This window comes from Feifania hominis (assembly GCF_014384765.1).
GTDB classification, from domain to species: Bacteria; Bacillota; Clostridia; order Oscillospirales; family Feifaniaceae; genus Feifania; species Feifania hominis.
In genome coordinates this window covers 92,144-107,245 of sequence record NZ_JACRSP010000003.1, presented here as the reverse complement: position 1 = coordinate 107,245, position 15,102 = coordinate 92,144, and the positions used below count along the sequence as shown (strand labels likewise).

The following is a 15,102-nucleotide window of genomic DNA, read 5'->3' as shown; positions in this document are numbered from 1 at the left end:
GTGTCAGAGCAGTACGAACGTGACGCCGTTGTTCGAGCGGTCGAGGTCCCGGTCCCGCGCGGCATCGGGGCAGCCGGTGATGATCTTTCGCGACATCTCATCGAAGATGGAGAAGCGCTCGCCCGGCGCGTAGCCGCGGATCTGGCCGCGGCGCACGAGGCTGTCGAGATAGCGCCGCACCTCCACGCGGATGCGCCCGCCCGTGCCCGATGAGCCGTAGCCGTGAATCACCTTGAGCACCGCAAAGCCGCCCGCGCGGGCCGCGTGAATCTCATAGGTCAGCCGCCGGATGGCCTGGTCGACCAGGGGCATTCCCTGCTCAATGTTTGCCGTCTTCATGCCCGCCAAAGGCGCGCCCTCCTTTTTTTGCCGTTTTCTTTTGGGTCAAAAAGTATTATAATCGGTTTTGACTCCACTGACAAGAAGGCGAACATATGGCTCTGCAAAACGATCTCACCAGCGGCAGCGTGCGCTCGCAGATTCTGCGCTTCGCGTTTCCGCTGATCTTCTCAAACCTGTTTCAGGCGCTCTACAACGCCGTCGACATGATCTTTGTCGGGCAGTACACCGGCCCCGCCGGGCTCTCGGCCGTGTCGGTCAGCGGCCCGATTATGAACATCATGATCATGACGGTTTCAGGGCTCTCAGTGGGCGTGACGGTCGTCATCGCCAACCACTGGGGCAGCGGCCACGCGGAGCGCGTCAAGCGCAGCGCGAACACGGCGATTGCGCTCTATCTCATTGCGGCTGCGCTGGTCACGGCCGCAGGCGTCCTGCTCACCCCCCAGATTCTGCGTCTGGTGCAGACGCCCGAGGCCGCCTTTTCGCAGGCGGTAAGCTATCTGCGCACCATTTTTGCCGGCGTGGTCTTTCTGTTTGGCTACAACCTGATCGGCGCGTTTCAGCGCGGCTTCGGCGATTCGCGCAGCTCCATGATGTTCGTGATGGTCGCGGCCGGGGTCAATGTTCTGCTTGACTATGTCTTCATCGCGCATCTGCACTGGGCCGCCTTCGGCGCGGCCTTTGCGACGGTACTCTCGCAGGCGCTCTCCTTTGTGATGGGCGTGTGCTACTTTCGCATCAAAAAGCACATCATCACATTCAACCCCCTCGAGATCCGCATCCACCGCGACGAGCTCGGGCAGCTTCTGCGCCTGGGGCTTCCGTCGGCAGGGCAGCAGCTCCTTCTGCAGGTGTCGCTGACCACGCTCTCGGGTATCGCCAACAGCTTCGGTCTCGCGGCGAGCGCGGGCTACGGCGTGGGCGTCAAGATCGACAGCTTCGCGCTGCTGCCGAGCGATGCGATCAACCTCTCGGTCTCCTCGTTCACCTCGCAGAACATCGGCGCGGGCAAGCCCGAGCGGGCCACGCAGGGGCTTCGCGAGGCGCTGCGCCTCGATCTGCTCGTGGCGGCGGCTGTGTGTGCGCTTGTCTTCTTTTTCGGCGGGCCCATCTCGTCGATCTTCAACAGCGACCCCGAGGTCGTCGGCATGGCCGCGGCCTATCTGCGCATCTCGTGCTTCAGCTACTTTGCCTACGCGCTCTGCCACCCGATGATCGGCTTTCTGCGCGGCACGGGAAACGCCCTGTACACCCTTTGCATGGTGGTCTTCTCACAGTACCTCATCCGCATTCCGACCGCCTTTCTCTGCACGAAGTGGTGGGGCTTTCCGGGCATTGCGGTCGCGCTCATGCTCGGGCCCATCTTCTCCTCTTTCATGTATGCGCAGTTCATTCTGCGCGGCCGGTGGAAGCGCTCGTCGACTGTGCGCGCGCAGACCGGGCGGTCGTGACAGCCGCCCCCATTCAGATGGGGGCGGCTTTTTTTGACCCGTCTGCCCGCGCCCCACGGGGCGCCGCCCGGGCAATTGCCGCTGTTTTTCTCCGCGCCACGTTTACGCGGGCGGGCAATTCCTGTATAATAGAAGCAATGTGACGGGCCGCCCGGCGGCCCAAAGGAGGACAACCCCATGAAGCATGGTTTTGTCAAAGTCGCGGCGGGCACCCCCGCCGTCACGGTGGCCGACTGCGCCGCGAACGCCGAGCGCATCGCGGCGCTGATGGAGCGTGCGGCGGCGGACGGCGTGCGGCTGCTCGCCCTGCCCGAGCTCTGTCTGACGGGCTACACCTGCGCCGATCTGTTTTTGCAGGAGAGTCTGCTCGGCGCCTGTGAGCGGCAGCTGCTGCGCCTCGCGCAGGCGAGCGCCGGGCTGCCGCTGATCACGGTGGTGGGCGCGCCGCTTCTCTGGCGCGGCAAGCTCTACAACTGCGCCGCCGTACTCTACGGCGGTGAGATTCTCGGCGTGGTGCCGAAGAGCCATCTGCCAAACTACGGCGAGTTCTACGAGCGGCGCCACTTCACCCCCGCACCCGACGCGGTGAGCGCCATCCGCCTCGGCGGGCGGGACTGCCCGTTCGGCGCAAATCTTCTGTTTCGCTGTGCAGAGCTGCCCGAATTCTGCTTCGGCGTCGAGCTCTGCGAGGACCTCTGGGTGCCGAACCCGCCCTCGGCGCGCCAGGCCGAGGCGGGCGCGAGTGTGATCGTCAACTGCTCGGCGAGCGACGAGACCGTCGGCAAGGCCGCCTACCGGCGGCAGCTTGTCAAAAGCCAGTCGGCCCGGCTCGTATGCGCCTACCTCTACGCCGACGCGGGCGAGGGCGAATCGACGACCGATCTCGTCTTCTCGGGCCACGACATCATCGCCGAAAACGGCGCGATTCTCGCCGAGGCCGCGCCCTTTGAGCAGGGCTACTGCGTCAGCGAGATCGACGTGATGCGCCTGGCAGGGGAGCGGCGGCGAATGACGACTTTCGCCGCGGGCAGCGAAGACGGCGGCCGCGTGGTCTCTTTCTCGATGGAACCCACCGACACCGCGCTCACCCGGCCGGTGTCAAAGACGCCGTTTTTGCCCGAGGGGGAGGCCGAGCGCGCCGAACGCTGCCGCGAGATCCTCTCGATGCAGGCGCACGCGCTCAAAAAGCGCCTCGATCACACCCGGGCGAAGAGCGCCGTCATCGGCATCTCGGGCGGTCTTGACAGCTGTCTTGCGCTGCTGGTGAGCGTGCGGGCGATGGATCTGCTCGGCCGGCCGCGCGCCGATGTGCTGGCGGTGACCATGCCCTGCTTCGGCACCACCGGCCGCACCCGCGACAACGCGGTCGAGCTCTGCCGCAGGCTCGGCGTGAGTCTGCGCGAGATCGACATCAAGACCTCGGTCTACCGCCACTTTGAGGACATCGGCCACGATCTGACCAAACTCGACGTCACCTACGAAAACGCCCAGGCGCGCGAGCGCACACAGGTTCTCATGGATCTCGCCAACCAGACCTCCGGCCTTGTCATCGGCACGGGCGATCTGTCGGAGCTCGCGCTCGGCTGGGCCACCTACAACGGCGACCACATGTCCATGTACGGGGTCAACGCCTCCATCCCGAAGACGCTGGTGCGCCACATGGTGGCGACCTTCGCCCTTGACGCCGACGACGAGGGTCTTCGCGCGGTGTTAGACGACATTCTCGACACGCCGGTCAGCCCCGAGCTTCTGCCCGCGGCGGACGGGGAAATCTCCCAGAAGACCGAACATCTCGTCGGTCCCTATGAGCTGCACGACTTCTTTTTGTACTACGCCGTGCGCTGGGGCTTTTCGCCGCGCAAGGTGCTGCGCCTTGCCGAGTACGCCTTTGCGGGCTCGTATGCCGCGGATGAGATTCTCTCGTGGCTGCGGGTGTTCTACCGGCGCTTCTTCGCGCAGCAGTTCAAGCGCTCCTGTCTGCCCGACGGGCCGAAAGTCGGCTCGGTTGCGCTGTCGCCGCGCGGCGACTGGCGCATGCCGAGCGACGCGAGCGCGGCGCTCTGGCTCAGTGAGCTCGACGAAATCGGGGGCTGACATGGATTTTGCCCACTTTCTCTGCCCGGTCTGCAAGTCTCCTCTTCGCGGGGAGCCGCGGCGCTATGTCTGCCCCGCCGGCCACAGCTTTGACCGCGCAGCGCGCGGGTATGTGCATCTTCTGCCCTCAAACCGGATGCATGCGAAGATCCCCGGCGACAACCGGGAGATGGTGCTCTCGCGCCGACGCTTTCTCGACGCGGGCGGCTATGCGCTCTTTGCCCGGGCGCTCTGCGAGCTCGCGGCGCCCCTCGTGCCGCCGGGTGGCATCGCAGTCGACGCGGGCTGCGGCGAGGGGTACTACACCGCGGCGCTCGCGGGCGCCTTGCCGGACGCCGCAGTCTGCGGCTACGACATCGCCAAGTGCGCTGTGGACAGCGCCGCACGGCGCGGGGCCCGCATGGCGCTCGCCGTGGCGGGCAGCTATGACATCCCCCTTGCATCGGGCTGCGCCGACCTTGTCACCGACGTGTTCGCCCCGGTCGTGCCGGGGGAATTCCGGCGCATTTTAAAGCCGGGCGGCTGGTTTCTTCTGGCCGTGCCGGGGCCGCGCCATCTCTTCGCCCTCAAGGAGCTTCTCTACGAGCGCCCCTATGAGAACGAGGTGCGCGACGTGGCCTACGAGGGGTTTCGGTATGTCTCGCGCACGCCGGTGCGCGGACAGCTCACACTCGACGACCCCCGGCTCATCTGGGATCTATTCACCATGACCCCCTACTACTGGAAGACCGGCGTTGAAGCCGCGCAGCGTCTGCGGCAGGCGACGCGGCTCGACACGGAGATCGAATTTGACTTTCTCAGCTACCAGGCTGTCTGATTGAGGTGATTGCCATGAAAATAGCCGTTGTGGGGCTCGGCCTGATCGGCGGGTCCCTGTGTAAGGCCATCAAAAAGCGCACGTCCTACACCTGTCTCGGTCTCGACACCGACGCCGAGACCTGCCGCATGGCGCTCGAGCAGGAGGCGGTCGATGAGATCATCGCCCCCGCCGGCCTCGCGGCCGCCGATGTGGTGTTCCTCTGTCTGCACCCGCGCCAGACCATTGAATTCCTGCTCGCCCATCTGGGCGACACACGGCCGGGGGCCCTGCTGCTCGACACCTGCGGCGTGAAAGGCGCGGTGGTGGACGCAGTCGACCGCCCGGTGCACGAGGCGGGCAGGCTCTTTGTCGGCTGTCACCCCATGGCGGGGCGGGAGTTCTCGGGCTTTGCCTACGCTGTCGACGACCTGTTTGAGCGCGCGAGCTTCATCGTCACCCCGACGGCGCTCACCGATCCTGCCGCGCTCGAGCAGGCCGAGCGCCTCGCCATGGAAATCGGCTTTGCGCGCACCGTGCGCGCCGCGCCCGAGACCCACGACCGTATCATCGCTTTTACCTCTCAGCTCGCGCACGTCGCGTCGAGCGCCTATGTCAAAAGTCCCACCATTGAACGCCGGGCGGGCTTCTCCGCCGGCAGCTTTCTCGATCTGACCCGAGTCGCCCGCCTCAACGAGGACATGTGGACCGACCTATTTCTCTACAACCGCGACGCGCTTCTCGCGGAGGTGGACACGCTCATCGCCCACCTCGGCGAGTACCGCGACGCCCTCAAAGACAACGATGCCGACCGGCTGCGCGCGCTGCTTCGCGACGGACGTGAGCGCAAGGAGCGCAGCCTTGACGAACAGGGAGGATTTTGATGACAAGCTTTGCCCACTTCAATTTCAATGTGCTCGATCTCAAGCGCAGCCTTGCGTTTTACGAGCGGGCGCTCGGGCTTCGCCCCGTGCGGGAGAAGCCGGCGCCCGACGGTTCGTTTCGCCTTGTCTATCTCGGCGACGGACAGACCGGCTTCACGCTGGAGCTGACCTGGCTTCGCGACCGCACCGAGCCCTACGACCTCGGCGAGGGGGAATATCACCTCGCCTTTGTCACCGACCGCTATGACGAGCTCCACGCTCTGCACGCCGAAATGGGTTGTATCTGCCTGGAAAATGAGGCGATGGGCGTCTACTTCATTGAGGATCCCGACGGTTACTGGCTCGAAATACTGCCTCTTCGCGGGTAGCGTGTTTGTGACGTTTTCGTAAACATTTGCCCGGTTTGTTTGACAAGGGATGTTGCGCGGCCTTATGATAGAGTTCGTATTAATCTTTTTGGGAGGATTCCATGAAACATCTGAAGAAGATCCTGGCGCTGTTGCTCGCGCTCACGCTGCTTTTGAGCCTCGGCGCATGTAAGAAAAAAGAGGGCACCGGAGACGACGCCGACCCGGGGTCAACGGTGGCCGACGACACAGTTGTCGCCAAGGTCAACGACCAGACCATCACCTACGGTGAGTACATCGATGTGCTCAACTCCTATCTGCAGAACTACGGCCTGACAGACGCGTACCTCGACCAGTTTCTCGGCGACCAGGCCAACGATTTTCGCGACTCCATCATGAACGAGCTTGTCAGCCAGAAAGTCATTCTGGAACAGAGCAAAGCCCTCGAACTCGACACGCTCACCGAAGAGGAGCAGGCCGACGTGAAAGAGCAGGTCGACGGCTACTTCTCCTCGATCAAAGAGAGCATCAAGGCCGAAGTCGAAGAGGAGCTTGAGGCGGATGAGTCTCTCGAGCTCGACGTCGACGAGGAAGTGGAGAAGCGGTTCAACGACTTTATCGAACAGAGCGGCTACACCGAGGAGTATGTCACCCAGGTTTACACCGAGAGCGCCATTCTCTCGAAGGTCTACGCTTCCATCGTCGACCCGGTCACTGTGACCGACGAAGAGGTCAAGGCCCACTACGACGAGCTGCTCGCCGAGCAGCAGAAAAACGCCGAAGAGGATCTCGACACCGCGGTGAGCGACTACTTTGCAAGCGATGCGCTCAACGTCTACGTGCCCTCGGGGTTCCGGTATGTCAAGCACATTCTCATCAAGATTCCCGATGAGCAGTACACCGAAATCAACACGCTGCGCGCCGACGACGAGGAGGCCGCCGACGAGCTCTACGAGCAGGAGCTCGAGAAGCTCAAGCCCAAGGCCGAGGAGGTCCTTGCCAAAGTGAAAGCAGGCGAGGACTTTGACAAGCTCATCGAGGAGTACGGCGAAGACCCGGGCATGACCACCGAGCCCAACAAGTCTCAGGGCTATGCCGTCTACACCAATGCAAGTCTGGTGCAGGAATTCAAGGACGCAGCTCTGGCTCTTGACAAAGTCGGCGATACGACGGAGCTTGTGGCCTCCTCCTATGGCTATCACATCATCAAATTCGTCAGCGAGCCCACTGTGGGCCCGATCGCGTTTGAGACGGTAAAGAGCACCGTGTCGGACAATCTTCTGAACTCCAAAAAAGTCGAGCTCTGGAATGCCACTGTGACCGAGTGGCGCGAGGGGATGACCGTCGAGATCCACACCGACCTCTTCCACAGCGAAGCGGCGGACAGCGAGTAGCAGAACCCAACAGGGGCGGCAGACAGCCGCCCCTGTTTTTTAATGAAATGAAACATATTTGTAGCATTTACAGATTTTTCTCCGCCCGGGGTTGCCTTTTTGCCGCCGGGCGACTATACTGAGACAGGTGGTTTTTCACCGTCTATTTTGAACACAAGGAGGGACAATCAGTGGACAACTGTGGCCGAAGTATAAAGCCGGATAATGACGATCACGAGCGATTGCGGACGGCCATGAGCCCTGTCGGCTGAGCCGCCCTCCATTTGCTTATGACCCGCAGAGCGAATTTGCCCCCGCCTTTTGGCAGGGCTGTTCGGCTGCGGTTTTTCGGGTTTTATACTCCTTTGCCAACAAACAAAGGAGGGAATTCCAATGGAACAGTACAACATCGACGAGCTCAGGGAGCTCGTGGAAGCCAAAAAGTATGTAGAACTCAAGACCATTCTCGCCGAGCAGAACGAAATCGACGTCGCGCTCTTTCTCGAGGAGCTCGACCCGGAGCCCGCAACTGTGGTCTTCCGCATTCTGCCCAAGGAGATGGCGGCTGAAGTCTTCGCCGCCCTGTCAGCCCCGGTGCAGCAGCACATCGTCGAGGCCATCACCGACCGCGAGCTGTCAGCCATCATCGAGGACCTCTACATCGACGACGCGGTCGACATGCTCGAGGAGCTGCCCGCAAACGTGGTCAAGCGCGTGCTGCGAAACGCGAAGCCCGATACGCGCACACTCATCAACCAGTTTCTCAAGTACCCCGACAACTCGGCGGGGAGTATCATGACGGCCGAGTTTGTCGATCTGAAAAAGGCCATGACCGTGCGCGACGCCTTTGCCTACATCCGCCGCACCGGCATCGACAAGGAGACGGTCTACACCTGCTACGTCATCGACGCCTCGCGGCGGCTCGAGGGCGTGGTCTCAGTCAAAGATCTCTTTCTCGCGCGCGACGACCAGCTCATTGAGGAGGTCATGGACCGAAACGTCATCTGCGCGAGCACGCTCGACGACCCGGAGGAGGTCGCGCACCTCTTCTCCAAGTACGGCTTTCTGTCTCTGCCGGTGGTCGACCACGAGCAGCGGCTCGTGGGCATTGTCACCGTCGACGACGCGGTGGAGGTCATCGAGCAGGAGGCCACCGAGGACTTTGAGATCATGGCCGCCCTCTCCCCGTCGGAGACGCCCTATCTCAAGACAAGCGTCCTCTCGCTGGCCAAAAACCGCATCGTGTGGCTGCTGGTGCTCATGGTCTCGGCCATGTTGACCGGCGGCGTACTCGGCAAGTTTGAGCACGCGTTTGCGGCCATGCCGCTGCTGGTCACCTTTATTCCCATGCTGACCGACACGGGCGGCAACGCGGGCTCGCAGAGCTCGACGCTCGTCATCCGCGGCATGGCGGTCGGCGAAATCGAAAACCGCGATTTTCTGCGGGTGCTTTGGAAAGAGCTGCGGGTGAGCATGCTCGTCGGCGCGATTCTGTCGCTGGTCAACTTTGTGCGGCTGATCATCACCTACCCCGGCAATGAGATGATCGCGCTCACCGTGGCGCTGAGCCTGTTTGCAACTGTCGTCATCGCCAAGACCATCGGCGGCGTGCTGCCCATGGCGGCGAAGTTTCTCAAGGCCGACCCCGCCATCATGGCTGCGCCTCTGATCACCACCATTGTCGACGCGGTGTCGCTTCTGGTCTATTTCAACATTGCCATGCGTCTTTTGAATATCTGATGGTATGACAAAAGAGGCCGTGTATCTGACGGATACACGGCCTCTTTTTCCTGTTTTTCTTTCGATATCAGCCGAAACTCCGGCGCAAGCCAGCGCTCCGGCGCCAGCCGGTCTTCTCCGGCGCAAGCCGGTTACAGGCGGTAGAGAATCCGATAGCAGAGCCGGTAGAGCGAGATCTTCCTGACATACCGGTCGGTCTCGGGGTAGGGAATGCGCTTGAGGGTCACGCCGTCGTCGCTGTAGCGGCTGTCGGCAAGCCACCCGCGCACCCGGCTGCGGCCCGCGTTGTAGGCGGCGAGCGCCGTGCGCTCATCCTCGAACTCATTGAAGAGAAGAGCCAGGTTGTAACACCCGTAGCGGATGTTGGTCTCGGGGTCGTAGAGCACGTCGAGATTCGGCTCCTCGGGCTCGCGCAGCTTGAACTGGAGCCACCAGAACGTCTCAGGGGTGAGCTGCATGAGGCCCATAGCCCCCTTTCGCGACTTTGCGTCGGCGCGAAAGCTCGACTCGGTGCGGATGACTGCGGCCACCAGCGACGCGGGCAGATCGTACTCGGCGGCATAGCGATCGATGAGCTCGCCGTGGCGCAGCGGCAGATAGCGCCGCGCGAGAAAAAAGCCGCAGAGCGCCGCGATGAGCAGCAGAATCAAAACCGTGAGCAGGACTTTACGAATCTTCTTCATGGGCGCTGCATTCCTCCATGATTCTGCGGGCAAGGGTCTTTGCTCTCGCCTGCAGATCCAGAACGGAGCCGTCGTTGTAGAGCGTGATGTCGGCGGCGCCGGTGTAAAAATCGTCCGGCTTCTGCGCCTCGAGCCTTGCCCGGGCTTCGCTGATGCCGATGCGGTCGCGCTGCATGATGCGGGTGATGAGATAGGCCTTGTCGGCTGTCACCGCCACCAGCAGATCGCATTCGCGGTCATAGCCGCTCTCGATGATGGTCGCACCGTCCACCACCACGGCGGGCGCGCCCTCGCGGCGGCAGCGCTCGACCAGCGCGCGCACCTGTTCGAGAATGTACTTGTGGGTGATGCGGTTGAGCGCCTCGAGCTGCTCGCTGTGGGAAAAGACGATGGCGCCGAGCGCCCGGCGGTCGACAGCGCCATCGGGCGTGAAGATGCCGGGGCCGAAGTGCTCGGCGAGCTCCCTTTTGCAGCCCTCGCTCCTCTCAAGCACACGGGCTGTCACCCGGTCGCAGTCGATGTGGACCATGCCCTCGGATTCAAAGATTCCGGCAACGGTCGATTTGCCGGCGCCGCTTCTGCCGGTCAGGCCGATGATTCTCACTCTGTCACCTCCGGGGCGTCAATGACGGTGTGACCCGCCGCTTTCAACAGCCGGTTGTACACGGCGAGCCCCACGCCCTGCGGCTCGGGCGCGCGGGCATAGACGAGCTCGTAGCGGTCCTCGTCGACGGCGCGCAGCGCGTCGAAGAGATTGTGCGCAAGGGTCTCGGGGCGCGCCGGGTCGCCGTAGGGGATGGCGCGCTTCGCGCCCGCAAAGAGCTCCTGCTCCCCATCGAAGCAGAGAACGCCAATGTCAGGTGTGAGATGCGCGCGGATGTATTCCATGGCGCCGCTTCCCTCGACAATGGCAACTGGGGAGGCGGGCGCATAGTGGCGGTATTTCATGCCGGGCGATGAGATCACGGCTCCTGCGGAGATTGCGTGCATGACGGCCTGGTCGGTCTCGACCGGGCCGAGAATTTCCTCGAGCTGCGCGAGTGTGACGCCGCCCGGGCGCAGCAGACGGGGCGGGGCGACGGCGAGCGTCACCACCGTGGACTCGACGCCCACGTCGCAGTCCTCACCCGCGACGATGTAGTCGACCCGGCCGTCCATCTCGCGGATGATGTGCCCGGCCCGCGTGGGGCTCGGCTTGCCGGAGAGGTTCGCCGAGGGGGCCGCAATCGGCACGCCCGCGGCACGGATGATGGCCCGGGCCGTCGGGTGGGAGGGAATGCGCACCGCGACGGTGTCAAGCCCCGCTGAGACCGCGTCGGGTATGCGGTCGCTCTTTTTGAGCACGACAGTCAGAGGCCCGGGCGAGCAGGCCTCAAAGAGCCGCATCGCCTCGGGCGGCACCTCGCGCGCGACGAGGGGCAGATCGGCGATATCGGCAATGTGGACGATGAGCGGATTGTCGGACGGGCGGCCCTTTGCGCGGTAGATTGCGGCGGCGGCAGCGGCGTCGTAGGCGCTCGCGCCGAGGCCGTAGACCGTCTCGGTCGGGAAGATGACGAGCTTTCCCTCGCGCAGGGCGCGCCCGGCGGTTTCGACGGCGCGCTCATCGGGGTGATCGCGGTTGATGGTCAAAATGGTGGTCTGCATGTTGTTTCCTTTCAGCGGCGGCCCGCGCCGCGCTGTGTACCGTGGGTCAGCTCTCCTGCTGGCCCTTGAGTTTTTCGGCCTGGTCGGCGGTGATGAGTGCGTCGATCATCTCGTCGAGGTCGCCGTTTAAAAAGGTTTCGAGCTTGTAGAGGGTCAGACCGATGCGGTGGTCGGTGACGCGGCCCTGCGGGTAGTTGTAGGTGCGGATGCGCTCGCTGCGGTCGCCCGTGCCCACCTGGGACTTGCGGGTGCTCGCGATCTCGGCCTGCTGCTGCTGCTGTTCGCGCTCATAGAGCCGCGAGCGCAGAAGACGCATGGCCTTGTCCTTGTTCTTGTACTGACTTCGCTCGTCCTGGCACTCCACCACCGTGCCGGTGGGCAGGTGGGTGATGCGGATGGCGGATTCGGTCTTGTTGACATGCTGACCGCCCGCGCCCGAAGCGCGGTAGGTGTCAATCTGCAGGTCGGCGGGGTTGATGTCGACCTCGACCTCTTCGACCTCGGGCATGATGGCGACCGTCACGGTCGAGGTGTGGATGCGCCCGGCGCTCTCGGTCTCGGGCACGCGCTGCACTCGGTGCACGCCGCTCTCAAACTTGAGGCGGCTGTAGGCCCCCTCGCCCGAGAGCAGAAAGCTGACCTCCTTGACGCCGCCGAGCTCGGTCTCGTTGAGATTGAGAAGCTCCACCCGGTAGCCGCGACGCTCAGCGTACATGCTGTACATGCGGTGCAGCGAGTGGGCAAAGAGCGCCGCCTCCTCGCCGCCCGCGCCGCCGCGGATCTCGACGATGACGTTCTTGTCGTCGTTCGGGTCGCGCGGCAGCAGCAGAATCTTGAGCTCTGCCTCAAGTTTTGTCATGCGCTCGCGGCCCTCCAGAAGTTCGGCCTCGACAAGCTCCCGGAACTCAGCGTCGAGTTTGGTGTCAAGAAGCTCCTTTGCCTCGACGACGGTGTCGTTCGCCTCCCGGTACTCGCGGTACTTCTCGACGATGGGAGTCAGGCTCTTGCACTCGCGCATGAGCGCGGCATAGGTCTTCGGGTCACCGGTCACACCCGGATCGGCGAGCCGCTCGCCGATCTCGTCATAGCGGGCCTCAACGGCCTCCAATTTGTCCAGCATAGGCACCTCAACTGTCCGCATCCGGCCGGTCAACCGTTCGGATGCTCTTCTCCAATTTTTTGCGCGGCAGCATCAGCTCATGGCCGCAGGTCTCGCAGCGGATGCGAAAGTCCATGCCGGCGCGCTCAACGCGCCACCACTCGCCGCCGCAGGGGTGTTGTTTTTTCAGGCGCACCCGGTCGCCCACGCGCAGGTCCACACGCCCTCCTAGAGAGTTGCGGCGAGCTCTTTGAGATAAGAGCGCAGGCCGCTTCCCACCTCGGGGTGGCGCAAACCGACCTCGATGGAGGCCTGTAAAATTGAGAGCTTGTTGCCCATGTCATAGCGCGTGCCCTCAAAGTCGACGCCGGTCATGCCAGTGGTGGTGGCAATCTCGTTCATGGCGTCGGTGAGCTGAATCTCGCCGCCCGCGCCGGGGGCCGTGCGCTCGAGGATGTCGAAGATGTCGGGGGTGAGCAGCACCCGCCCGAGAATCGAGTAGAGCGAGTAGGCCTCGGCGGGCGTGCGGGGTTTTTCGATCATGTCGGTGACGTTGTAGAGCCGCCCGCCGAGCGGCTCGACCTTGAGCGACGAGTAGCGCACAATGTCCGCCTCGGGCACGGCCTTGATGCCGCAGACGCACTTGCCGGTCTTCTCGTAGGCGTCGATGAGCTGCTTTGCGACGGGCTTGTCGCCGAGGATGACGTCGTCGCCATAGAGCACCACAAAGGGCTCGTCGCCGACGAAGGAGCGCGCGCAGCCGACGGCATGGCCGAGGCCGCGGGTCTCTTTCTGGCGCACATACTGGATGTTGCAGAGATTGCAGAGCCTGGTGACCGACTCGAGTTCGCGGGTCTTGCCGGCGGCGGTAAGGCGCTGCTCAAGCTCCACGGCGTGGTCAAAATAGTCCTCAAGCGGCGTCTTGCCGCGGTTTGTGATGATGAGAATCTCCTCGATGCCGGAGTTCACAGCCTCTTCGACGATGAACTGAATCGAGGGGGTGTCGACGATGGGAAGCATCTCCTTGGGGATGGACTTGGTCACCGGGAGCACACGGGTGCCGAGGCCGGCGGCGGGGATGACGGCCTTGCGAACTTTTTTCATCTGGTTGTTTCCTCCGTCCATTTCAATTTGTCTTTGAGTCTGTCGAGCACGAGCATCAGCGGCATGCCAAGCCCGTAGCAGGAGAGAAGCTGGCCGAGGCCCACCTGGGCCGCGAAGAGGAGAAAGGGCCCCTCATCGGGCGTGCCGACCGAGGAGTAGGCGATGACCGCGCCGATGACGACGGCGTTGATGAGAACCGACGGCAGGGGCACGAGCCAGCGCCTTTTGATTCTGGTGGTCAGCGCCGCGGCCACGAGCGTGGCCAGCGACCCGAACACAATGTCGAGCAGACCGTAGCTGCTGATGAGATTGGCGAGCAGACACCCCACAAAGAGGCCCGGCACAGCAACTGTTGTGTAGTAGGGCAGCACCGTCAGCGCCTCGGATACGCGCAGCTGCCACGGTCCGAAGCCGAATGGGGCGATGGCCATGGTGATGGCCGCGTAGAGCGCGGCAATGACGGCCGCCTGTGTGATTTTTCTTGTCGTTTGTCTCATGTTGTCGGTCTCCGTTGCTAAGATTTACCGGCTGTCGTACCCGCGGTGCATGCGGCCATGTCCCAGCCGCTCCGCCAGACCCCGCAAGGGGGGACACAGCCCGAGCTCAATTATAAGCCTTAGTGATTATTATACCATAAGCGCGAAGCGATTATGGTATAATGCGGCCATGTTTTCAGCCGTCCCGCAGGGACTTGCCCCGCAAAGGGCGAGAAAAACGGCCTGAATTCCATATAATAGCCACTCTGCGGCTATTATATCATGATGCGTGGTATTTATGGTAGGCGTCGGACCATGTTTTTTTCCGCTTTGGAGAAAACTCCCGCCTGTTTCGGCACAAAAGAGGAGCGCCTGCGCGCTCCTCTTTTTCAGCGGATGAAATTTGTAAAGGCGCGGGGCTCCTTTTCGGGCAGACCGAAGCGCTCTGCGCCGAGCGCAATGCTCTTGACGAGAAACGCCATGTTGCGCCCGAGCGTCCGCATGACCTGCATACCCTCCTCGTCCCGGCGCACCTCGTCGGCCGTGTTGCCGTGGACGCTGTTCCAGTACACGCTCGAGGCCACCGGCATACCCGCGATGGTGAAGTACTTGTTGAGCTCGTCAAAGGTCGCCGAGAGACCCCCTCGCCGGGCGGATACGACCGACGCGCCGACTTTCATGGTCTTGTCAAAGGGCGTGCTGTAGAAGAGCCGGTCGAGAAACGAGATCAGCGTACCGTTTGCCGAGGCGTAGTAGACCGGCGAGCCGACGACCATACCGTCACAGGTCTCAAACTTGGCCGCCGTCTCGTTTACCACGTCGTCAAAGACGCATTTTCCGAGCTCTTTGCACCGGCGGCAGCCGATGCACCCCCGGATGTCGAGATGTCCCACCTGGATGGTCTCGGTCTCGACGCCGGCTTCGCGGAGGGTGAGCGCGACCTGCTCGAGCGCCGTCGCGGTGCAGCCGCTGCGGTGGGGGCTGCCGTTGATGAGAATGACCTTTGGAGATTTCATATATTTTCCTCCTCTGTCTGCGCGGGCTCCCATTGAGCGCCGCGCGGGAT

Annotated in this window: 16 protein-coding genes; 7 read left to right on the top strand and 9 right to left on the bottom strand. The window is 63.1% G+C overall.

What is annotated here, in order from left to right; genetic code table 11:
• Window positions 1-3: 3 nt before the first annotated feature.
• A complete protein-coding gene (locus H8695_RS07545) occupies window positions 4-339 on the bottom strand; it encodes a Smr/MutS family protein (RefSeq protein WP_249300787.1) in 336 nt (111 codons plus the stop codon).
• A 95-nt stretch (window positions 340-434) separates the two neighbouring features.
• Here H8695_RS07545 and H8695_RS07540 point away from each other — a divergent pair, with 95 nt between their 5' ends.
• The 7 genes from H8695_RS07540 (at window position 435) to mgtE (ending at window position 9,027) form a co-directional block, all read left to right on the top strand.
• Complete coding sequence (locus H8695_RS07540; RefSeq protein ID WP_249300380.1) at window positions 435-1,793, top strand: MATE family efflux transporter; 1,359 nt, start codon at window positions 435-437, stop codon at window positions 1,791-1,793.
• A gap of 177 nt (window positions 1,794-1,970) precedes the next feature.
• Window positions 1,971-3,887 (top strand): NAD(+) synthase, encoded by a 1,917-nt coding sequence (locus H8695_RS07535; RefSeq protein ID WP_249300379.1) that lies wholly within the window; start codon window positions 1,971-1,973, stop codon window positions 3,885-3,887.
• On the top strand, window positions 3,862-4,704 hold the full coding sequence (locus H8695_RS07530; protein ID WP_249300378.1) for a putative RNA methyltransferase: 843 nt from the start codon (window positions 3,862-3,864) through the stop codon (window positions 4,702-4,704). The genes H8695_RS07535 and H8695_RS07530 overlap by 26 nt, the downstream gene beginning before the upstream one ends.
• Before the next feature lie 14 nt (window positions 4,705-4,718).
• Window positions 4,719-5,567 carry a prephenate dehydrogenase gene (locus tag H8695_RS07525; protein WP_249300377.1) on the top strand — a complete coding sequence of 283 codons (849 nt, stop codon included), beginning with the start codon at window positions 4,719-4,721 and terminating at the stop codon, window positions 5,565-5,567.
• Window positions 5,567-5,935 (top strand): VOC family protein, encoded by a 369-nt coding sequence (locus tag H8695_RS07520; protein WP_249300376.1) that lies wholly within the window; start codon window positions 5,567-5,569, stop codon window positions 5,933-5,935. Before H8695_RS07525 ends, H8695_RS07520 begins: the two co-directional genes overlap by 1 nt.
• Window positions 5,936-6,036: 101 nt before the next feature.
• Complete coding sequence (locus H8695_RS07515) at window positions 6,037-7,308, top strand: peptidylprolyl isomerase (protein ID WP_249300375.1); 1,272 nt, start codon at window positions 6,037-6,039, stop codon at window positions 7,306-7,308.
• Between the two features lie 372 nt (window positions 7,309-7,680).
• Window positions 7,681-9,027: a magnesium transporter gene (gene mgtE, locus H8695_RS07510; protein WP_249300374.1), complete on the top strand. Its 1,347-nt coding sequence runs from the start codon at window positions 7,681-7,683 to the stop codon at window positions 9,025-9,027.
• Window positions 9,028-9,158: 131 nt separating this feature from the next.
• On the opposite strand, the gene H8695_RS07505 is transcribed toward mgtE, so the two are convergent.
• The 8 genes from H8695_RS07505 to H8695_RS07470 form a co-directional block, all read right to left on the bottom strand.
• Window positions 9,159-9,710 carry a lytic transglycosylase domain-containing protein gene (locus H8695_RS07505; RefSeq protein ID WP_249300373.1) on the bottom strand — a complete coding sequence of 184 codons (552 nt, stop codon included), beginning with the start codon at window positions 9,708-9,710 and terminating at the stop codon, window positions 9,159-9,161.
• A complete protein-coding gene (coaE, locus tag H8695_RS07500) occupies window positions 9,694-10,314 on the bottom strand; it encodes a dephospho-CoA kinase (protein ID WP_249300372.1) in 621 nt (206 codons plus the stop codon). The genes H8695_RS07505 and coaE overlap by 17 nt, the downstream gene beginning before the upstream one ends.
• Complete coding sequence (locus H8695_RS07495) at window positions 10,311-11,357, bottom strand: L-threonylcarbamoyladenylate synthase (protein ID WP_249300371.1); 1,047 nt, start codon at window positions 11,355-11,357, stop codon at window positions 10,311-10,313. Before H8695_RS07495 ends, coaE begins: the two co-directional genes overlap by 4 nt.
• A gap of 46 nt (window positions 11,358-11,403) precedes the next feature.
• Window positions 11,404-12,477, bottom strand: a complete 1,074-nt coding sequence (prfA, locus tag H8695_RS07490) for a peptide chain release factor 1 (RefSeq protein WP_249300370.1) — start codon at window positions 12,475-12,477, stop codon at window positions 11,404-11,406.
• Between the two features lie 7 nt (window positions 12,478-12,484).
• Window positions 12,485-12,676: a DUF951 family protein gene (locus tag H8695_RS07485; RefSeq protein ID WP_249300369.1), complete on the bottom strand. Its 192-nt coding sequence runs from the start codon at window positions 12,674-12,676 to the stop codon at window positions 12,485-12,487.
• Between the two features lie 8 nt (window positions 12,677-12,684).
• A complete protein-coding gene (locus H8695_RS07480; RefSeq protein ID WP_249300368.1) occupies window positions 12,685-13,560 on the bottom strand; it encodes a UTP--glucose-1-phosphate uridylyltransferase in 876 nt (291 codons plus the stop codon).
• Complete coding sequence (locus tag H8695_RS07475) at window positions 13,557-14,057, bottom strand: QueT transporter family protein (protein ID WP_249300367.1); 501 nt, start codon at window positions 14,055-14,057, stop codon at window positions 13,557-13,559. Before H8695_RS07475 ends, H8695_RS07480 begins: the two co-directional genes overlap by 4 nt.
• A gap of 368 nt (window positions 14,058-14,425) precedes the next feature.
• Entirely contained in the window at window positions 14,426-15,052 is a 627-nt protein-coding gene (locus tag H8695_RS07470; protein ID WP_249300366.1) for a flavodoxin family protein, read from the bottom strand.
• Between the last annotated feature and the right edge of the window lie 50 nt (window positions 15,053-15,102).